The sequence below is a fragment of the Acinetobacter sp. ANC 4558 genome, from assembly GCF_002135375.1.
Lineage (GTDB): Bacteria > Pseudomonadota > Gammaproteobacteria > Pseudomonadales > Moraxellaceae > Acinetobacter.
This window is the reverse complement of record NZ_NEGH01000015.1, coordinates 37,845-58,428: the sequence shown is the minus strand read 5'-3', so window position 1 is coordinate 58,428 and position 20,584 is coordinate 37,845. Positions and strand designations below refer to the sequence as shown.

Annotated in this window: 21 protein-coding genes; 14 read left to right on the top strand and 7 right to left on the bottom strand. The window is 36.9% G+C overall.

Annotation, left to right across the window (positions count from 1 at the left end):
• Positions 1–2: 2 nt before the first annotated feature.
• A complete protein-coding gene (locus B9T31_RS15690) occupies positions 3–383 on the bottom strand; it encodes a hypothetical protein (RefSeq protein ID WP_086182870.1) in 381 nt (126 codons plus the stop codon).
• Positions 384–491: 108 nt separating this feature from the next.
• Here B9T31_RS15690 and B9T31_RS15685 point away from each other — a divergent pair, with 108 nt between their 5' ends.
• Both B9T31_RS15685 and ppa read left to right on the top strand, forming a co-directional pair.
• Positions 492–893, top strand: a complete 402-nt coding sequence (locus tag B9T31_RS15685; RefSeq protein ID WP_086182869.1) for an MAPEG family protein — start codon at positions 492–494, stop codon at positions 891–893.
• A 120-nt stretch (positions 894–1,013) separates the two neighbouring features.
• Positions 1,014–1,538 carry an inorganic diphosphatase gene (ppa, locus tag B9T31_RS15680; protein WP_086182868.1) on the top strand — a complete coding sequence of 175 codons (525 nt, stop codon included), beginning with the start codon at positions 1,014–1,016 and terminating at the stop codon, positions 1,536–1,538.
• 97 nt (positions 1,539–1,635) lie between these two features.
• Here the strand turns inward: ppa and B9T31_RS15675 are convergent, their stop codons facing one another.
• A complete protein-coding gene (locus B9T31_RS15675; RefSeq protein ID WP_086182867.1) occupies positions 1,636–2,967 on the bottom strand; it encodes an OprD family outer membrane porin in 1,332 nt (443 codons plus the stop codon).
• Between the two features lie 440 nt (positions 2,968–3,407).
• Between B9T31_RS15675 and B9T31_RS15670 the strand changes: the two genes are divergently transcribed.
• Entirely contained in the window at positions 3,408–4,178 is a 771-nt protein-coding gene (locus tag B9T31_RS15670) for a TorF family putative porin (protein ID WP_086182889.1), read from the top strand.
• A gap of 34 nt (positions 4,179–4,212) precedes the next feature.
• On the opposite strand, the gene B9T31_RS15665 is transcribed toward B9T31_RS15670, so the two are convergent.
• On the bottom strand, positions 4,213–5,694 hold the full coding sequence (locus tag B9T31_RS15665) for a YifB family Mg chelatase-like AAA ATPase (RefSeq protein ID WP_086182866.1): 1,482 nt from the start codon (positions 5,692–5,694) through the stop codon (positions 4,213–4,215).
• Positions 5,695–5,761: 67 nt separating this feature from the next.
• Positions 5,762–5,989, bottom strand: coding sequence for an accessory factor UbiK family protein (locus tag B9T31_RS15660; protein WP_086182865.1), 228 nt, complete (start codon positions 5,987–5,989; stop codon positions 5,762–5,764).
• Positions 5,990–6,253: 264 nt separating this feature from the next.
• Between B9T31_RS15660 and glnK the strand changes: the two genes are divergently transcribed.
• The 7 genes from glnK (at position 6,254) to B9T31_RS15625 (ending at position 12,800) form a co-directional block, all read left to right on the top strand.
• Positions 6,254–6,592, top strand: a complete 339-nt coding sequence (gene glnK / locus B9T31_RS15655; protein ID WP_004650081.1) for a P-II family nitrogen regulator — start codon at positions 6,254–6,256, stop codon at positions 6,590–6,592.
• A gap of 61 nt (positions 6,593–6,653) precedes the next feature.
• Complete coding sequence (locus B9T31_RS15650; protein WP_086182864.1) at positions 6,654–8,045, top strand: ammonium transporter; 1,392 nt, start codon at positions 6,654–6,656, stop codon at positions 8,043–8,045.
• Between the two features lie 140 nt (positions 8,046–8,185).
• Entirely contained in the window at positions 8,186–8,644 is a 459-nt protein-coding gene (gene nrdR, locus B9T31_RS15645; protein WP_086182888.1) for a transcriptional regulator NrdR, read from the top strand.
• Between the two features lie 26 nt (positions 8,645–8,670).
• On the top strand, positions 8,671–9,774 hold the full coding sequence (gene ribD, locus B9T31_RS15640) for a bifunctional diaminohydroxyphosphoribosylaminopyrimidine deaminase/5-amino-6-(5-phosphoribosylamino)uracil reductase RibD (RefSeq protein WP_086182863.1): 1,104 nt from the start codon (positions 8,671–8,673) through the stop codon (positions 9,772–9,774).
• Positions 9,771–11,063 carry a DNA adenine methylase gene (locus tag B9T31_RS15635; RefSeq protein WP_086182862.1) on the top strand — a complete coding sequence of 431 codons (1,293 nt, stop codon included), beginning with the start codon at positions 9,771–9,773 and terminating at the stop codon, positions 11,061–11,063. The genes ribD and B9T31_RS15635 overlap by 4 nt, the downstream gene beginning before the upstream one ends.
• A gap of 424 nt (positions 11,064–11,487) precedes the next feature.
• Complete coding sequence (locus B9T31_RS15630; protein WP_086182861.1) at positions 11,488–12,150, top strand: riboflavin synthase; 663 nt, start codon at positions 11,488–11,490, stop codon at positions 12,148–12,150.
• A gap of 104 nt (positions 12,151–12,254) precedes the next feature.
• Positions 12,255–12,800, top strand: a complete 546-nt coding sequence (locus tag B9T31_RS15625) for a VTT domain-containing protein (protein WP_086182860.1) — start codon at positions 12,255–12,257, stop codon at positions 12,798–12,800.
• 81 nt (positions 12,801–12,881) lie between these two features.
• Here B9T31_RS15625 and B9T31_RS15620 read toward each other — a convergent pair whose 3' ends face one another.
• The 3 genes from B9T31_RS15620 to B9T31_RS15610 are packed head-to-tail and all read right to left on the bottom strand — an operon-like array spanning position 12,882 to position 15,370.
• A complete protein-coding gene (locus B9T31_RS15620; protein ID WP_086182859.1) occupies positions 12,882–13,493 on the bottom strand; it encodes a hypothetical protein in 612 nt (203 codons plus the stop codon).
• Positions 13,494–13,518: 25 nt separating this feature from the next.
• Positions 13,519–13,929 carry a DNA polymerase III subunit chi gene (locus tag B9T31_RS15615; RefSeq protein ID WP_086182858.1) on the bottom strand — a complete coding sequence of 137 codons (411 nt, stop codon included), beginning with the start codon at positions 13,927–13,929 and terminating at the stop codon, positions 13,519–13,521.
• Positions 13,922–15,370: a leucyl aminopeptidase gene (locus tag B9T31_RS15610; protein WP_086182857.1), complete on the bottom strand. Its 1,449-nt coding sequence runs from the start codon at positions 15,368–15,370 to the stop codon at positions 13,922–13,924. Before B9T31_RS15610 ends, B9T31_RS15615 begins: the two co-directional genes overlap by 8 nt.
• Before the next feature lie 148 nt (positions 15,371–15,518).
• Here B9T31_RS15610 and lptF point away from each other — a divergent pair, with 148 nt between their 5' ends.
• The 4 genes from lptF (at position 15,519) to B9T31_RS15590 (ending at position 20,553) form a co-directional block, all read left to right on the top strand.
• Positions 15,519–16,619 carry an LPS export ABC transporter permease LptF gene (lptF, locus tag B9T31_RS15605; RefSeq protein ID WP_086182856.1) on the top strand — a complete coding sequence of 367 codons (1,101 nt, stop codon included), beginning with the start codon at positions 15,519–15,521 and terminating at the stop codon, positions 16,617–16,619.
• Between the two features lie 2 nt (positions 16,620–16,621).
• A complete protein-coding gene (gene lptG / locus B9T31_RS15600) occupies positions 16,622–17,692 on the top strand; it encodes an LPS export ABC transporter permease LptG (RefSeq protein ID WP_086182855.1) in 1,071 nt (356 codons plus the stop codon).
• A gap of 122 nt (positions 17,693–17,814) precedes the next feature.
• On the top strand, positions 17,815–19,362 hold the full coding sequence (gene gpmI, locus B9T31_RS15595; RefSeq protein WP_086182854.1) for a 2,3-bisphosphoglycerate-independent phosphoglycerate mutase: 1,548 nt from the start codon (positions 17,815–17,817) through the stop codon (positions 19,360–19,362).
• A gap of 21 nt (positions 19,363–19,383) precedes the next feature.
• Positions 19,384–20,553 carry a S41 family peptidase gene (locus B9T31_RS15590; RefSeq protein WP_086182853.1) on the top strand — a complete coding sequence of 390 codons (1,170 nt, stop codon included), beginning with the start codon at positions 19,384–19,386 and terminating at the stop codon, positions 20,551–20,553.
• Positions 20,554–20,584: the final 31 nt, after the last annotated feature.

Below are 20,584 nucleotides of genomic sequence, written 5' to 3'. Positions count from 1 at the left end.
TACTATCTTTTTAAAAGCCAACGGTCAAAATAAGGTCGACCAATTGCAAAAATACCTAGAAAAATAAACATTGTGCCAAATTGACGGTTAAATGCAGAAATAACAAATGCTCCATAACTTAAAATATTATCACCTAGACAATACAGCACTAAAACGATGACCCAATGCCATAAAGGTAAGCGTTTAATTGCTGTGGCATAAAAAGCAATCCAAAGTATCACAAAGGTAAAAATGGTCGACCAAACATTTAAATTCGCGCAGATCACAGTGAGTAAGAAGGCAACAATCGGAAGAACAACTTTTAAAACACGATCTACTTGATGTTGATGTTGCTGTTGTTTTCCGAGAGTATCGAACATTTCTTTTTGATCTGGGGTGACCATAAATGAATCCTTAATAGATTTAATTTGCAAACACTATATTTAACAAAATTTATTGAATCAATGCCATGCTATGATATATCTATAAAAATGCATACGAGAATGACCTAAATGCAAAGCATCAGTGGAATCATCTATATAATTCTAGCAGCATGTCTTTTACCCTATTTATTTGCTTTTATTGCCAGAGTTTTCGGTAAATTTAAGTTATCGAATAATCAAAACCCACGTGAGTTTTTAGCTAAAACCACAGGGGTTGCCGCACGTGCAAATGCAGTTCAACAAAATAGTTTTGAAGGTTTACCTCTCTTTATTGCAGCAATTTTAATGGCTGAATATATGGTGGTTAATCAGTTTTGGATTATGTTCTTTGGAATGACCTATATTGTTTTAAGAGTTTTGTATGGTCTATGTTATTTAGCAAATTGGTCAAATCTTAGATCAGTGATTTGGATATTATCGATGTTATGTCCAATTAGCTTATTTATATTAATTATTAAAATTACTTCATGAAAATACAGTGTGAAATACATATTTTTGTTTCGCAGATGTATAATTGATGCCATCTGATTTAGACAACCCTTATGATCATAATGGTTGAGAAATAAATTAACTTCGTTAAAGAGTAATGCTATGAGTTACAGCAATATCCCTGCAGGTAAAGATGCACCAAACGACATTTATGTCATTATTGAAATTCCTGCAAATGCAGCACCAATCAAATATGAAATTGATAAAGATTCAGATGCATTATTTGTAGACCGCTTTATGGGAACAGCAATGTTCTATCCTGCAAACTATGGTTATGTTCCAAATACATTATCTGAAGATGGTGATCCATTAGATGTATTGGTTGTTACACCATACCCAGTTGAGCCAGGTTCTGTTATCCGTTGCCGTCCAGTGGGTAAACTTAATATGGAAGATGACGGTGGTATTGATGCAAAACTTATTGCTGTGCCACATGACAAATTAACACCGCTTTATAAAGATGTTAAAGAATATACAGATTTACCGCCTTTACTGATTCAACAAGTTGAGCATTTCTTTGCACACTATAAGGACTTAGAGCCAGGAAAATGGGTTAAGTTAACTGGTTGGGAAGGTTCAGAAGTTGCGAAGGAAGAAGTGTTGAAAGCAATTGCTGCAGCAAAATAATGAGATAAAAAGATAGTGCTCATTTTTAGGATGAACGTTATCAAATAAAAAACCTGCATTACATGCAGGTTTTTTTATTTTTTGAAATTACAGTGAATTAGAATAATTTCACAGGAATATCAAGGAAGATACGCCATTCATTGGTATCACCAATATAGCTGCTTTGATAGCTTTCGCTTGCTCTGTAGTGAGAATAACGAAGACGTAAGCTTGCATCTTTTGCAAAGCCATTTTGCACTGTATATTTTACTTGGTTAAAGAATTCACGTTCATGGGCATTATCATCCGTTTCTACACGTGCAGTTTTGGCTGCATTGAATTCACTGGTATGAATGTTCCAACCATAAACATAAGCAGATGTCCAATTTAAGCCAGGAACGCCGTAATTAGTGAAGTCGAGGTTATATTGAATTTGCGCTGACTTTTCTTTGTTTCCAATAAAATCAGAAAGATATGAGTTTGGAAGATAAATACTTTGGAAGCCATCAGCATGTTGACCGTAGTCATAACCAACCTTGCCATCATTTTGCTGATATGCAAGCATAACGCTATGTGGACCAGTTGCATAAGTGGCAGAAATTGCCCAAATCGAGTTATTATAAGAATCATTTGCTGAACCGATATAAGAATATAAGTCTTTAGTTGCAGCACGATTCCATTTGGTATGATATCCACTCAAGTCATAGGTCAATGAACTATCATTTGTGAGTGCTTGTTTATAGTTTGCATTGATATAATGACGTTTGAGTTTATCTTTGCTATCTAAACCATAATAAGCAACTTTGGCATCATTATTAATATCATACTTACCACCCCAAACATAAGCACGCTTTAGGTGATTACCGTCTGTAGAGATTTGATCAGACATTTGGTTTTTCGTAAATTTACCAGCAATGACTTCTAAGTTTTCAATTTCACGGCTTGTTGCCAATACACCTGTAAAATACTCAGGAACAAGGCGAGCAGTATTACTTGCAAACACTGGGATATCTAAAACTTGGGTACCGTAAGTTACAGTGGTATTTGAAAGACGTGCTTTAATATTTGCACCACCACGTGTCCATTGGTCATAAGGAGCGCCTTTTGGTTCTCCTTGAGCATCATTATGACGTGGAATCATCTGGTTTCCACTGTGTTTATTGTCACCAAGCTTAAATGACCAATCTCCTAAAATCCCAATTCCAATTCCAATTGTACCTTGGGTGAAACCAGACTGAAGATCAAAAATTGCAGATTGAGCAGATGATCTTGTATCTTTACCAGGTGCTACATTTTTTTTATCACGGTCAATAAAACCAGTGCGGAATAAAACAGAACCTTGAGCACCATCAATAAAACCTTTTGCTTCACTTTGTTCGCTAGCAAAAACTGTTGTGGTGAAAACTGCATTTAACAATGCAACTAATGCAACTTTTTGAGTCGTTATCATTGAAAGCCTCATAAATATGAAAATAAGGTAAAATTATTGCGAGCAGCAGAAAATGAATGATTGTATAGATAATCCTAAAAAAATATATTATTTTTTTAAAATAATTTAATAATTTTAAATTCTATTATAACTAAATTATTTAGCTTGATATTACAAAAATTATATTTCACATATTTGTTTATAAAAATGAATTATTTTATGCCTATGTTCAAAAGCAGTGCCTAATATAAAATATTCGCACTATATTCGTTCCATTATTCATTTTAATAGAAGTCATTTTTGTGTTCACACAATTTTTGAAATATTTTTAGTTTTTAACTGATGGATATTAAAGAAAAATATTGTATTTTTCATGATTGGCATAACCCTTGCAAATTAATTTATAGCGAATGTCATTAATCAAACAAAATAGTCATGCGAATCAATGCTGGGGAAATATAATGAAACTTAATATTTGTACTTATCTATTTCTATCTACTTCTTTAATATCAATGACTTCATTTGCAGATGAAGCTGTAAAAAAATCGCTACATACATTTTCAGGCAATATTGGGGTCGTTTCAGAATATATTTTAAGAGGGAATACAGCAGCGCCAGAAAATGATCAAGCAGCAGTACAAGGTGGTTTAGATTATCAGCATGAATCAGGTTTTTATGCTGGTTATTGGGGATCTACATTGGGTTATTCACTAACAAAAAAAGATTTAATTTCAGGGAAATATACTGGAAGTAAAGCATTTGAGAATGATTTTTATTTAGGATACCAAGGAAACATTACGGATAACATTGGATATACCGTTGGAGGTACCTATTATTACTATTATCAGTCTGATGCAGATTCCAATACGACTGAAACATTAATTGGATTTAATTATAAAGATTTTTCTTTGACTACTCAGACATTATTAGGAGACGTTGAATGGGGGAATAAAGGAGATACATATTTATTAGCAAGTTATCATTATATATTACCTCAAGAGTTCACTTTAAATGCTGCATTGGGTGCTTATTATTATCGTGATAAAGGTAAATTTGAAGAAGAACTAAAAACAGATAAAACATTTGCCTTTCGTCATTTAACTGTTGGTTTAAGTCACCCTTTAGGGGATACGGGAGCAAATGTTTCTATGGATTATATTATTGGTGGCAAATTGCGTGATGATACAAGCCTGAAGAATAAGGTTGTATTTGCTTTAAAATATGACTTCTAATCATTGTGGGGCAATGGTTATTGCCCTTTGATACTCATTGGTTTCGATAAGAGAGCGCTTCAGCAAGATGTTGGTTTTGTATTTCATCTGAGTGTGCTAAATCGGCAATTGTTCTAGCGACTCTAAGTACACGATGATAGGCACGAGCAGATAAGTTAAGTCTTTTTTGTGCCATTTCTATCGTTTTTGTTGCTTGTGGATTTAAACTTGAAAAGCGTTCGAGCTGTTTTGGATTCAGTGCCATATTCAATTTATTTTGGCGTTGCATTTGCTTTTCATACGCTTGAATTACGCGTTGTCGTACGGTATCTGAATTTTCAATAACATCATGGTTTTGTAATTCACTGGCTTGTAGCGGTGGAACATCGATATGTAAATCTATACGATCTAATAATGGTCCTGAAATACGATTTTGATACCGTTTTATTGCATCGGCTGTGCATTGGCAGCGAATATCTTGATTAAATGCATATCCACATGGACAAGGGTTCATTGCGGCAATGAGTTGAAAATTTGCAGGAAATGTTATTTGTCTTGATGCTCTAGAAATGACAATTTCTTTGGATTCTAAAGGTTGTCTTAGTACTTCTAAAACCTTTCGATCAAATTCAGGAAGTTCATCTAAGAATAATACACCGAGATGGGCCAAGGTAATTTCACCTGGTTTAGGTTGGGAGCCACCGCCAACTAAAGCAATTGCAGATGCGGTATGATGAGGCGAACGGAAAGGTCTTTGACCAAAGTGGTGCGTAATATTTGCAACGGAATAGATACTGGCAACTTCTAAATTTTCCTGCATATTTAATGGAGGAAGTATGCTTGGAAGTCGAGATGCAAGTAAGGTTTTTCCTGTTCCTGGTGGTCCCCTAAATAAAATAGAATGGCCGCCTGCTGCCGCAATTTCCAAAGCTCTTCGTGGGCGAAGTTGTCCTTTCACATCTTCCAAATCAAGTTGAAATCGTGGTAAATGCGTTTCAGTATTCAGCTGATATTCAGTTAAACATTTGATCTGACTTAAATGATCACAAACATCCTTTAAATGATTTGCGGCAAAAACTTTAAACTGTGGAAGTTGTGCTGCTTCGTGGGCATTTTCTGTGGGTAAAATCAATACATGCTGATCTTTTTGACATGCGATTGCAATGCTTAGTGTTCCTGTAATTGGGCGCAGTTGGCCATCAAGAGCGAGTTCACCAATAAACTCAATATTATGGGTGACATCTTCAGGAAGTTGACCAGATGCAATTAAAATTCCAAGCGCGATCGGTAAATCTAGTCTTGACCCATCTTTGGGTAAATCTGCAGGAGCAAGATTAATGGTCAGACGTTTCGTTGGAAATTGAAAACCGCTATTAATGATGGCAGAGCGAACACGATCTTTGCTTTCTCGAACGGCAGCTTCTGCTAGACCTACAATGGTTAAGGAGGGAAGTCCTTGGCTGATATGAACTTCGACTTCAATAGAAGGTGCGTGAATTCCTAATAATCCACGCGTAAAGATTTTTGAAAATGACATTTATTATTGTTCCATTATGGTGCATTTTTAGTTATATTTTTCTTATTTTTACGCACATTTATTGTGCTTATTCTTTATTTAGTAATTCTATCTCTAACTGTTCAATGTGCTTGTTTAATTCATTTAAACGTAAATTGGCTTGGTTTAATTGTGTACGATGTCGATCAATTTCTTCTTGAGAAACTAAATCCATTTTAGTGATTGCTTCGTTAAGCAGTGCACGAACGTTATGTTCTAAATCTTTTTTAGGTTGATCAATTTGTTCAAGAATGGCTTGTAATAATGTTTCTAACATAGAAGGCCTCAAAATGTATAGATAAAATCTATTCTAGTCAGTAAAAATTATAGCATTTCCCGATAGTGAGTGGGATAGACAATGATAAAAATCATTTTTCTTTTAGAAAAAGCTTAATTCATACACTTTTAGTCGATTTAACTGTATAAAATAGAAGTATAAAAACAGAGAGTGCTCTTTTTTTAATTTCCCCCGACTTTAAAAAAATGGCATGAAATTTGAACATAAAACCTTACTGGTGAAATAAGCCGAAGGAAAATACACATGAAGTTAGTAACTGCTATTGTAAAACCCTTTAAATTGGATGATGTGCGTGAAGCATTATCAGAAATTGGTGTTCAAGGGATCACCGTAACAGAAGTCAAAGGTTTTGGTCGCCAAAAAGGGCATACAGAACTTTATCGTGGTGCAGAATATGTCGTTGATTTTTTACCTAAAGTAAAAATTGAAATTGCGATTAGCGATGAAATGGTTGATTCCGTAATTGAGTCAATTACTCGCGTTGCAAGTACTGGAAAAATTGGTGATGGAAAAATTTTCGTGACTAATCTAGAGCAAGTTATTCGTATTCGTACCGGTGAAACTGGTGCTGATGCAGTCTAATGAGTTTGGCATGAAGTTTGCTGAGTAATAAATAACTCACAAACTAAGTCGGGGGATACGCATGAGAAAAATACTACTTGCGCTGAGTTTATCGAGCGTACTTTTAGGCAGCTCGGTTGCTTTTGCTGAAGACAGCTCAACACCTTCTACAGAAGAAGTCACAGTTATCGATGTCAATACAGCACCTGAGGCTGTGGTTGTTCCTGAAGTTGAAACAAAAAAAGAACCTACACCTGTCATTCAAGCAGAAGAAAAATTAGATACAGGCGATACAGCGTGGGTTTTAATATCTACCGCACTTGTTCTTTTAATGACGATTCCTGGTTTAGCTTTATTCTATGGCGGCATGGTTCGCAAGAAAAACGTATTGAGTACGATGGCACATAGTTTCATTGCCGCTGTCATTGTGAGCATTGTATGGGTCGTGATTGGTTATACTCTTGCTTTTTCAGAAGGTAATGCATTTGTCGGTGGTCTTGATAAGTTCATGCTTTCAGGAATTACCACCGAGGCATTGAGTGGCACAATTCCTGAAATTTTATTTGTTATTTTTCAAATGACTTTTGCCATTATTACAGTGGCGATTATTAGTGGTTCTGTTGCTGAACGCATGAAATTTGGGGCATTTGTTGCATTTATTACCATTTGGGTGGTGGTTGTCTATGCGCCAATTACGCATTGGGTTTGGGGGGGAGGTTGGTTAGGAAGTGATGGTGCACTTGATTTTGCAGGTGGTACTGTTGTCCATATCAATTCAGGTGTTGCAGGTTTAGTGGCTGCTTATATGTTAGGTAAACGTATGGGTTTAGGCCGTGAATCAATGGCACCGCATAATTTAACCTTAACCGTGATTGGTGCAAGTTTACTTTGGGTTGGCTGGTTTGGGTTTAATGGTGGCTCTGCTTTAGGGGCAAATGGTTCTGCAGGTTATGCATTGGTTGTTACCCAAGTTGCAGCAGCAGCAGCAGCAATCGCATGGTTAATTGTTGAAAAAATAGTTCGTGGTAAAGCATCTGTCCTAGGTGGGGCATCAGGCGCAGTTGCAGGTTTAGTCGTGATTACACCCGCAGCTGGCTTTGTAACTGTCGGTGGTGCTTTAATGATGGGGCTTATTGGTGGCGTGGTTTGTTTTTGGGGCATTACGGCACTAAAACGAGCATTGAAAGCCGACGATTCTTTAGATGCATTCGGTTTACATGGCGTGGGCGGTATTGTTGGGGCGATTTTAACCGCATTCTTCGCAAGCGAGTTTATTATGGGAGATAATGCGCCAACTCATTTGATGACTCAATTGTGGATACAAATTGAAGGTGTCTTAGCAACGATTGCATATTCCGCTGTACTTACGTTTATTATACTTAAAGTGATTGATTTAATCATAGGTATTCGTGTTGAGTCTGAAGATGAACGTATGGGGTTGGATTTAAGCCAACATGGCGAACGTATAGAATAAAACAACTTATTCAATAATCAATATATTGTGGAAAACAGCCTAATTTGGCTGTTTTTTTTCTATATGTAGAAGAATGCTCTACAAAACTCAGATTTTTTGATACACTCAGAAATCACTTAGATTTGTTCATTAAAAACGCTATGCATTGTCCATTTTGCAACGCCGCAGATAGTAAAGTGATCGATTCGCGGTTGGCCGCTGAAGGTTGCCAGATTCGTCGACGTCGGGAATGTATTAGCTGCGGTGAAAGATTCACAACATTTGAAACCTATGAAGTTGTTATGCCACGTGTGATTAAGTCTGATGGTAAAAATGAGCCATTTGATGAGGCAAAACTAAGACGTTCACTTTTACATGCATTGCAAAAGCGGCCTGTTACACAAGAGCAAATAGAAACAGTATTAAGTGACATTCACTTACAAATACGTCGTCTTGGTGAGCGTGATGTGAGGTCTCGTACAATTGGTGAAATTGTCATGCAAAGCTTGTTTGGCTTAGATCATGTGGCTTATGTTCGTTTTGCATCAGTTTACCAAGATTTTCAAGATGTAGAAGCTTTTCGTCGCCAAATTGAACAAATGCAGCAACGTGATTCATAAATTGCAAAATAGAGATTTCATTTCTGATGTCTGAGTTACTTCAAAAAATTTCTCATCAAGATGAGATATGGATGTTACAAGCGATTGAATTAGCCCGACTCGGACAATATTCGACTAAGCCAAATCCGAATGTAGGTTGTGTCATTGTAAAGAATGAGCAATTGGTGGGTGAGGGCTTTCATCCCAAAGCTGGGCAACCCCATGCAGAAGTATTTGCGATGCGTCAAGCAGGTCGTTTATCTGAGGGTGCGACAGCATATGTCACCTTAGAGCCTTGTGCACACTATGGACGAACGCCGCCTTGCGCCAAAGGGTTGGTTGAAGCAGGAATTACAAAAGTGATTGTTGCATGTCCTGACCCAAATCCATTCGTCGCAGGTAAAGGCATACAAATTTTACGTGATGCTGGTATTGAGATAGTGGTTGGTGTATGCGAAACACAGGCACATACTTTAAATGAAGGTTTTTTGAAAGCAATGGCAACAAAAAAGCCATATGTTCGTTTAAAAATAGCATCTAGTTTAGATGGTCGAACAGCAATGGCATCGGGTGAATCAAAGTGGATTACAGGGACAGATGCACGTTTAGATGTTCAACATTGGCGAGCAATTTCTGGTGCAGTGATTACGGGAATTGAAACAGTTTTGGCTGATGATTGTCAGCTTAATGTCCGGCAGCTCAGTGGTGTTGAAGATATTTCCACTGTTGTTCAACCCAAACGGATTATTTTAGATCGTCAGGGACGATTACCTTTAACTGCAAAAATATTAAAAATACCGTCCGATGTTCTTGTTATGGGTCCATATAGACCTGAACTTGAAGCATTAGGTGTTCAGCAATTAGCCATACAATCTTTAAGTCAATTATTGACGAATTTGGTGCAAGATTATCAAATTTATGATGTCATGATTGAAGCTGGTGCAACATTATCTACAGCATTTTTGCAAGAAAACTTAGTAGATGAAATTATCAGTTATGTTGCACCAACTTTTTTAGGTCAATCAGCACGAGCAATGTTTAATGCGGAGTTTATTCGCATGACAGAGCAGTTACGTTTTAAGCTCATCGATGTTACGCAAGTAGGCGAAGATGTGCGTTTAAGGTTAAAGCCTTCTCAAGAGACAGTATGAATCCAGAGCCTACGGTTTATCACAAACGACGTCATGCAGCACGAACGACTGACGAATATTTATTTCATCAATTGGTTCCTTATTTAGGGAATAAGCGTCGTCTATTGCATTTGATACTCGAAGCACTGGAAAGTACTGGCACTTTGAATCGAAAAGATGGACGTGCACCAATTTTTGCTGATTTTTTTGCAGGTTCTGGTGTTGTTTCTCGATTGGCTCGTCAAAATGGCTATCGCGTGATTGCAAATGATTGGGAACCTTATAGCCATGCGTTAAATCATGCCATTTTAGCGTGTGTCGATGCACCTGCATTTAAAGAGTTAGGTGGCTATCAAAAAGCCATCGATTATTTAAATCGGTTACCCGAAGTGAAAGGCTGGGTAACGCATAATCTCTGTCCGCGTAACGATGAAATATATGATCCTGCACGTGATCGTTTATTTTTTAAGCGAAGAAATGGCATGAGAATTGATGCCATTCGCCAACAAATTGCAACATGGCAGGCACAAGGTGCAATTGATGATGTCGAAATGAGTGCATTGCTTGCACCCTTGCTTTATTCAGCAAGTTTTGTAAGCAATACCAGTGGTGTTTTTAAAAGTTTTCATCATGGATGGGGCGGAAAAACACAAACTGCATTAGAGCGTATTGAATCATTGCTTTGGTTAACACCAAGTAGATTTAGTGAAATAGGCGATCCAAAACGTCCAGCTGCTGAAATGTGGTGCGTTGATGCGCAACATTTAGCTAATCAAATGAGTGGTTTTGAAGTCGATGTCGCTTATTTAGATCCACCGTATAACCAACATGCATATAGTAGTAATTACCACGTACTCAATGCATTGACTTTATGGGATCAAGTTGATTTGCCAACACCTGATACAAAAGGTTTTAAAAGTGGAATTGATCGAGCATGGCGTAAGGAACGTCCAAGTCCATATAATTCATCTAAGTATGCCAAAGAAGCCTATACAAAGCTGTTAGAAACCATTAATGCGCGCTTCATTTTGACTAGCTATTCAACGGATGGAAATATTGAAGCTGCAGATTTGTTAGAAGCAAATTTAAAACGTGGCAGAGTGACACTATTAACCCAGGATGTTCCTCGCTACAGAGTGAGTAAACAACGTCAATCAGAACGTGCTAGAGTACTTGAATTTATTGTAATTACCGATACGCACGCAAAACCTGGACCACCAATACGCCAGTTATTAGGACAGTTGTATCATTTTGCTGAATTGGGTGGCGTTGATACCAGTGGGGTAAGTACTCAATTGGCTTTGTGGTAATTTTCGAAAATAAATAGATTTTATATTTAGAAAACGAATATAGTGATAAAAGGCATTGTGAAAATGCCTTTTTTTATGGATCAAATACGCACTAAAATAATTTTTTTGTATCTTTTTTGATAGCGTATGATAAGCAAGGATAGATTCACTAAAATTAGAGTTTTGGTCTGTTATTTAATGGCTTTTTATCAAAAAAATATGATAAAAGTAGTTCATCCATTTGATTTACGCTAGTTTATTTTTGAATTTCTTTAAGGTTCAAACTATAAGCAAATGTTAAAATTATGATAGTCTTAAGAAAAATTTTAAGATGAAACATCTTAGAATGGTGAAAGTCACTAAGCAACAGTATCGATTATAGCGCTGAAAATCCATTCAATGTTTAAGCCTAATGTTGTTGTCATTAAAGAAGTATAGGTGAAAAATGTTTACAGGCATTATTGAAAGTTTGGGTAAAGTAGAAAGTTTACAAAGTGTAGGTGGTGATATTCGTCTACGTATTCAGACAGACTTAGATATGTCCGATGTTCATCTTGGTGATTCAATTGCAACAAATGGTATTTGCTTAACTGTTATTGAGTGGGGTGAAAACTGGTATGCGGCAGATGTTTCACGAGAGAGTTTAAATCGAACAACTCTGGAACATTGGAAAGTTGGTCAGCCAGTGAATGTTGAAAAGGCAATGTTACCCACGACAAGGTTTGGTGGACATATTGTAAGCGGACATGTGGATGCAGTGGGTGAAATTACCCTTGTTCGCAAAGATGCGCGTTCTCTTTATTTTGAAGTGACTGCGCCTGCGATTATTGCAAAATATCTTGCAGAAAAAGGTTCTGTCACTGTAGATGGAATTAGTTTAACTATTAATCATTTACGTGGCTCTATTTTAAGCCTTAATTTGATCCCACATACTGCCGAACGTACAAATATTGGAACTTGGAAAGTTGGTTCAAAGGTTAATTTAGAAGTTGATGTCTTAGCACGTTATATAGAACGTTTACTTTTAGGGGATAAAGCAGCGGAAGCGACCTCAGAAAAATCGAAAATTAGTTTGGATTTTCTAGCTGAAAATGGTTTTTTAAGGTGAGTTATATCATTAGTTTGCAGCCTATTTAAACATTAGGCTGTTTTTATTTAAATTAATGATTCGATGTAATTAGAAAATAACTTTCAAGATTTTGGACAAAAAGTATGTTTGATTTTTTACTAAATTTAGAACAGTGGTTACCAGTATTGCTCGACAATTATGGAATATGGATTTATGCCATTCTATTTTTAGTAATTTTTGCAGAAACAGGTTCTGTATTTATGTTCTTTTTACCTGGTGATAGTCTATTAATCGCGATAGGCGCATTATGTTCAACAACAGACGTTATTCATTTGCACTATATGGGAGTAACACTCATTATTGCGAGTGTGTTGGGCTATACCGTTAATTATTATACAGGAAGCTATTTAGGCATTAAGTATTTTAATAAGCATACACGCTATTTTAAGCCAGAGTATATGGTCAAGACCAATAACTATTTTTTAAAGCATGGCGGTAAAACAATTTTAGTTGCCCGATTTATTCCATTTGTACGTTCATTTGCCCCTTTTGCTGCTGGGTCATCAAAAATGAATATGGCAAGCTTTACGATGTATAATATTCTTGGTGGATTTATTTGGATTGGGCTTCTACTTGCCGTGGGTTATGGCGTTGGTCATACATTATCTGCTGTGGTTGAAGTATTTTAAGCCACCATATATAGCGTTGGAAAGGAAAAGTCCGCATGTCGGACTTTTACATTAATTTATTGTGTTGTCTATGGTGCTTACTTATTTTTCAATATGCTCTGAATTTTTAAGTAGATATTCTATCTCTTCATGTGCAGCCGTATGGAGTTTCGCTCTAAAAATAGTAACAGCTTGCTCTATTAAAGCATCAGATTCTAATTCAAGTCGAAGCTTTAAATTTTCAAGCATACTGAGGTCATTTTGATTCATTGGTACAACAGATATGTGATTTACTGCGTGATGACTATTTTGAGTATATCTTGCGGTATATGCATGAACTTCCTGCTCTAAACTTTGTCTTAAAAGTGAAAGTTTTTCTGTTTCAGCAGCAAACTTACGCTCTTCATCTAATTGTAATTGCAGCGCGAGCGCTTCTTGTTCAGCACGTTTTTTAGCTATTTTTTGTTCCAATGCCAATTGATTTCGAATTTTGGCTTCTTCTATTAAATGTGCTTTAAGTTCCGTATATGCAAAATCAATTTTCGCTAAGGAATATTGTTGTTGTTGTTGATCATAATCTACCCACGCATCTAAAGATGTATCTGGTTTAAGTACATCGCAAATACGGTTTAAATCATCCAGATACGCCTGTCGTACAGATTCAGGTACTCCTAACCAACGCTGTTTAAAATCTGGACCGACATTTAATGCCACAAGAAATTCTCCTTTATTTGCTCAGCTATAATTTATAAGTTTGTGGTTGAATACCAAGTTTACGGTATTGTTTAAATTTTTCACGACCTAGTTGTTTGGCTATTTCGTTATTCTCAATAATTTCAATAATGTGATCAAAAGAATCGAATTTTTCAACTGTTTGATTATTAAAATTAAATATAATCCAATCTGGATGTGTAGGCAAATGCTCTGAAATGCAGATTGGACTATTGGTTTGGTGAATGCCGTGAGGGATGAAGCTTGAACGGTCAAAAGCCCATAATTGCTCATCCAACTCTTGTTGCAATGCAAGATCATGGCACCAAAGCCATATGCGTTGATCTGCCTGTCGAAGAATTTTTCGACATAAACGGCAAGTACTCTCTACTTGCCGTTCAGGGCTTTTCTCAAATAGATAAAAGCTGACTTTAGCCATTTGTATTTACACGATTGGCTAAGAACTGCATTAATAATGGTACAGGGCGTCCTGTTGCGCCTTTATTGGCACCTGAATTCCATGCTGTTCCAGCAATGTCTAAATGTGCCCAACGATAATCGCGTGTAAAGCGTTGTAAGAAACAAGCAGCTGTTACTGCACCTGCTTTTGGTCCACCAATATTGGCAATATCTGCAAAAGGTGAATCTAACTGTTCTTGATAATCTTCTAAAACAGGCATGCGCCATACACGGTCAAAAATTGTTTGTCCAGCAGCATTTAATTCGGTTGCAAGTTCATCATCTGGAGTAAACAAGCCCGTGAGGACTGAACCTAAAGCCACCACACAAGCGCCAGTTAATGTTGCAATATCAATGACAAGAGCTGGATTGAAGCGTTTAACATATGTGAGAGTATCGCAAAGAACTAAACGACCTTCCGCATCTGTATTTAAAATTTCGACAGTTTGTCCACTCATGGTTGTGACAATATCACCTGGACGAGTTGCCTTTGCAGATGGCATATTTTCTGCTGCTGCAATTGTACCAACAACATGAAGAGGTAATTTTGCTTCACATAATGCACGAATTGCGCCTAGGACAGAAGCAGCACCGCACATATCATATTTCATTTCATCCATACCTAAGCCTGGTTTTAATGAAATACCACCAGTATCAAAGGTAATGCCTTTACCGACAAGAACGACAGGTGCTTCTTGGCGCTGAGCCTGATATTCAAGTGTGATGATGCGACCAGGACGATCAGATCCTTGACTAACGGCCAAGAACGCATTCATGCCTAAATCCGAAATTTGCTGTTCATCTAAAACGGTAACTTTAAGTAAGTCTGGATATTCAGCAGCGAGACTAAGTGCTTGCTCAGCAAGATATTCTGGAAAACAAATGTTTCCTGGGCGATTTCCTAAATCACGAGCCAGATTTTGTCCTGATTGAATTGCTTCAATAAGTGATAATTGTGCAGATGCCAGTGGTGTTGTCTTGGCAATTAAATTGATTTGTTCAAGTATAAATTCATTCTTTTTAGATTTATACTCATCAAAAGCATATGATGCTTGCGTTAAATTTAGTGCAAACAAATAGTGAAGCTTTTCAGGAAGTGTAGAAATATCAACACTAATCTGTTTGAATTTCTTTTGAGATGCTTTAATAATAGTCTGAGCAATTTTTGCTAATTTAGCGGGCTGTAGTTCTGCTGTTTTACCCAAGCCCAAAATGAGACTATTTGAACAGACAGGAGTTTGGTTAATGAGTGCTAAAGTCTCATTTAACTCTGCTTTATACTGTGTAGATTCAATTAAAGTGTTTAAGCTTTCAATTGAATATGTCGTCTCAGTATTTTGTAACTGCTCTGAATCTACTAAGATGATGAGGTGTTGTTGAGAAATACTTTCTTGAAATGAAGAATGAATAGTAAGTTTCATATGAGGTATCTGTGCCTTTTAGAAATTTAGAGACCATTGAAACATTTTTGTAAATCTAGTTTCAATGAGCAACACGAGTATAGTTTTATATTTTTAACATTAGGGTAAACTAATGTGAGTTTTTTACCTCGTTTTTGGAAGATTTAATTTGATTATACGACGTTATTTGGTCAAGCAAGTTGTTTCAACATCAGTCGTGGTCGTGGCCTTGTTGACGTTGATTATGATGGGTGGTCGTTTGATCAAATATTTTGGTGTTGCAGCTCAAGGGCGATTAGATGTTAGCATTCTATTCAGCATCATTGGGTATCGGCTACCAGAATTTTTAACATTAATTCTTCCCTTGGGTTTTTTCATTGCTTTAATGTTGGTTTTTGGTCGTTTATACGTCGACCATGAAATGGCTGTATTTAATAGTAGTGGTGTAAGTCGGAATCAATTAGCAAAATTGCTTGTACCCATGACGGTAGCTTTTGTCGTGATTCAAGCATTTTTAATGTTTTGGGCGGCGCCGTGGGGTGTTCGTAAATATGAAGAACTTACGTCAACTCAGGCAATTCGTTCAGGTTTTGATTTAGTGAGACCCAAAGAGTTTATTTCTTCTGGACCTTATACAATTTATGCGGGTGATCTTTCTGAGGATCGGAAAAAACTTAAAGATATTTTTGTTTATCAACGAGGCAAAACAGAAGGGAAACCAGATGTTTTGATTATGGCAAAAGAAGCAGAACGTATTGATGTTCCTGGTGATAATGCAAGCGTTGTAGATTTGACCGAAGGTCGTCGTTATGAAATTTTTCTTGGACAGCCCAAATACTCTCATATTGAATTTGAAAGTTATCGCTTACGTTTAGAGAATAATAAAGAAGCCCAGTTTGATAGTGAACAAGTTGATGCCTTACCAACATTGCAACTTTGGCAAAATAGAGAAGATCCTGTAGTTGCCAGTGAATTATGGTGGCGTGTATTTGTGCCATTAACCTTATTTGTTGCATTATTTTTGGCAGTTGCATTGTCTGAGGTAAATCCGAGACAGGGGCGGTACTTAAAATTATTTCCAGCATTACTCATTTTTGCCAGTTTGATTGTGGTTTTAATGGCGCTAAAAACTCGAATTACCAAAGAAGAAATAGGGATTTGGGCATATCCTGCAGTATTAATTGCATATTCAATTTTTGCAGCCTTATTTTCACGAAAACAGAAATTAACCGCCAAGTTTAAAAATACCACGAAGCAAGTGAGGTCTTAATTATGTTAGCACGTCGAATTGTTGCGAAGCATGTAACGAAAACGACTGTACTTGCAATGTTGGGTGCGACGGTTGTTTTATCTGGACTGCAAGTCTTATTTACATATCTTGGTGAGCTAGGTTCTTTAAAAGCGGGCTATGGCGCTTTAGATGCCCTGAAGTATGTTCTTTGGGGAGCGCCTAAATATTTATATGAAATTTTGCCTATTTCTGCTTTGATTGGTTCAGTTTTAGGTCTGGGAATATTAGCATCAAATAGTGAACTTATTGTGATGCGTGCTTCTGGAATTAGTTTATGGCGCATTGTTGGATGGGTGGTGCGCTCTGCATTGGTATTGGTCATTTTAGCATTTGCATTAAGTGAATGGGTGATGCCTTATACCAATGAACAAGCTAAAAGTATCAAGAAACACCGTACTGTTGCTGAGCTAGGAACGGTAAAAGGCTATTGGACACGAGAAGGTCAGCGTTTTATTTACATTGATTATGCCAATTCTGAAGGTCAGCTAAAAGGTGTAGAAGCATTAGATTTAGATGAAAATTATAATCTTCGAACAGCAATTACAGCCGATCAGGGAAATTTTGTCAGTAACGGTCAATGGCGTTTAAAAGATGCCAAACAAATGGATATTTTAAAAGATGGAAATTCAAATGTGGAATCACATGCTGACTTACCTCTCGCCATGGCATTACAGCCGAAATATGTGCATATGGTAACCGTAGATCCTGAAGATTTATCACCAAGTCAACTGATTAGTATTACAAGCTATATGCATGAATATAGTCAGGTACCTAAAACTTATCAGTTGGCTTTTTGGCAAAAAATGGCGACGCCATTTTCATTGATTGCTCTTGTTATTGTGGCATGTTCTTTTATTTTTGGACCATTACGTCAGCAGTCAATGGGATTTCGTTTAGTGATCGCATTATTCACGGGTTTGGGTTTTTATTACCTACAAGACTTCTTTGGATATGCAAGTTTAGTTTATTCACCATCACCTGCATGGTTTGTTTTTCTTCCTATTCTTGTGGTCTTCTTAATTGGCGGATATTTATTACATCGCGCCAGATAAATGAGTGATAAAAGAAAAAATTGATCGAACAAGTGATTGAAACTATAGGTAGGACGTAGAGTCTTTACCGAAAATTCGGTAAGATATGCCGATGAATTAGTAAACAGAAAAGAGTGTACATCATGGCGGATGCAATTGCTGGCAAAATCCCTCACGTATTGGTAATTATGGATGGTGTAGGACATCGTGTTGAAGAAAAAGATAATGCTTTTTTAGCAGCACAACGGCCAAATTTGACGGCAATGCAAGAAAACCACCCACATAGTTTAATTTCTGGTTCTGGGGAAGATGTTGGTTTACCAGATGGACAGATGGGTAATTCAGAAGTCGGTCATATGAATCTGGGTGCTGGACGTGTGTTGTATCAAGATTTTACTCGAATTACCAAAGATATCCGCACAGGGGCTTTTTTTGAGCATGAAGTCCTTATTGATGCCATTGAAAAAGCAAAAGTAAACAAGGGTGCTGTGCACATTATGGGATTGCTTTCAGAAGGTGGTGTGCATTCACATGAAGATCATATTGTTGCCATGGCAGAACTTGCACTGAAACATGGTGTTCAAGTTTATTTACATGCCTTTTTAGATGGGCGCGATACACCACCTAAAAGTGCTCAACCTTCATTAGAAAAATTAGATACTCTATTTGCTCAGTATCCTAATCAAGGTCGAATCGCAACATTGATCGGTCGTTATTTTGCAATGGATCGAGATAACCGTTGGGATCGTGTAGAACAAGCTTATCGTTTACTGACTGAAGGTGAAGCGGTACGTACTGCAACAAATGCAGTTGAAGGCTTAGAATTAGCTTATGCAGCAGATGAAAGTGATGAATTTGTCAAAGCAACTCGAATTGGCGAAATTGTCAAAGTTGCAGATGGTGATAGTTTAATTTTTATGAACTTTCGTGCAGACCGTGCACGTGAATTAACCAAAGCTTTTGTTGAAAAAGACTTTACTGGATTTGAACGTAAAGTTGTCCCTCATCTTGCAAAATTTGTCATGCTAACACGTTATCAAGCAACGATTGATGCGCCAGTTGCATACATGCCTGAAGCTTTGCAAAATTCAATAGGTGAATATTTATCAAATTTAGGCAAAACACAGCTACGTATTGCTGAAACTGAAAAATATGCCCATGTAACATTTTTCTTTAGTGGTGGGCGTGAAGATGAATATCCAGGTGAAAAACGTATTTTAATTCCATCACCGAATGTAGCCACTTATGATTTAAAGCCAGAAATGAGTGCATATGAAGTGACAGATGAATTAGTTGCTGCAATTAATTCAGGTGAATATGATTTGCTCGTGGTAAATTTTGCGAATGGTGATATGGTAGGACATACGGGTGTTTTCTCCGCAGCTGTAAAAGCAGTTGAAGCAGTAGATACTTGTCTTGGTCGTGTATATGAAGCAGTTGTCGCACAAAAAGGGCATATGTTAATTACAGCTGATCATGGTAATGTGGAGCAAATGCAAGATTATGTAAGTGGTCAGGTACATACGCAGCATACAACAGAGCTAGTTCCATTGATTTATGTGGGGCCAACTCAGGCAGTTATTGCCGAAGGTGGTGTACTTGCAGATATCGCACCAACAATCTTAAGTTTAATGCAGCTTCCTATTCCAGTAGAAATGAAGGGTCGTAATTTAATTACCCTTACACCATAGATTAATTTGATAAGGTGAATTATGGCTCGACACACATATATAGTTTTTGCAACTTTATTGGCGTGTTCGAGCTTTTTTACTGTTTGGGCAGCACCTGGGCAAAAAAATGCTGCAAATTTTGATGATGATTTTGAGCAAAAATCTGAAGAAATTCCTGTAGAGTCCATTCAAAAGTTTGTACAAATTTATGGTGTAGTTCAAGATAACTATGTACAAGAAAAGAATGATGATCAGTTATTTCAACAAGCCATTAAAGGTCTTGTTGGAGGATTAGATCGATATTCTAGATATTTAACGCCTGAAGAATATAAACAATTGGTTCAATATACAGAAGGTGATATCGCATCTGTTGATTTTGAACTGGAATATAATGATAAAATTAACCAATGGATGATTAAAAATTTAAAAAAAGGAGGAGATTCCTCTAAGCAAGGCTTACGAAATGGGGTAAGTGTTTTTAAAATCGATGATCAAGAATTAAAGAAATTAAATAATGATCAAGTGAATAACTTACTCACAGGATCAGTCGGTAGTACGCTCAGTATTCAATTGGCAAATAATAGTTCTCCGTTCACATTAGTTCGAAATAAAAAACTAGAAACAGATATACAGGCGCAGTTATTACATAACCATGTATTGGTTTTGAAAGTTAAAGTTTTTCAGCAAGATACAGCAACTCAAATTCAAAACTTAATTGAACAATATGGTGATAGCGGTGTGAAAGCTGTGCTGATTGACCTTAGAAACAATCCTGGGGGGTTACTCTCAGCAGCGGTTGAGTCGGCAGATTTATTTTTGAGTCAAGGTTTAATTGTTTCGACGAAAAGTCGCTCCGAAGGTGATCAGCAATATCAGGCCTTACCGAGTTATGATTTTGAGAATTTAAAAGTTGGAATTTTGATTAATAATCGCTCAGCATCAGCAGCTGAAGTATTTACTGCTGCGTTAAAAGAGCATAAGCGTGCATGGATTGTGGGTGAAAAAAGTTATGGAAAAGGGGTGGTGCAAAAGCTTTTTCCATTATCTGATGGTTCAGCATTACAGATGACAGTTTCCCACTACTACACACCCTTAGGCAACATGATTGAAGGTATTGGTATTGAGCCAGATCATGCATATGCCTTACCTCATGAGATGAAAGATGATGCTTATATCGAGCATGTTTCAGAGCTTCTTTTAAATCAAAAGTAATGATATAGGGCGTAATTCACGATATTGATTC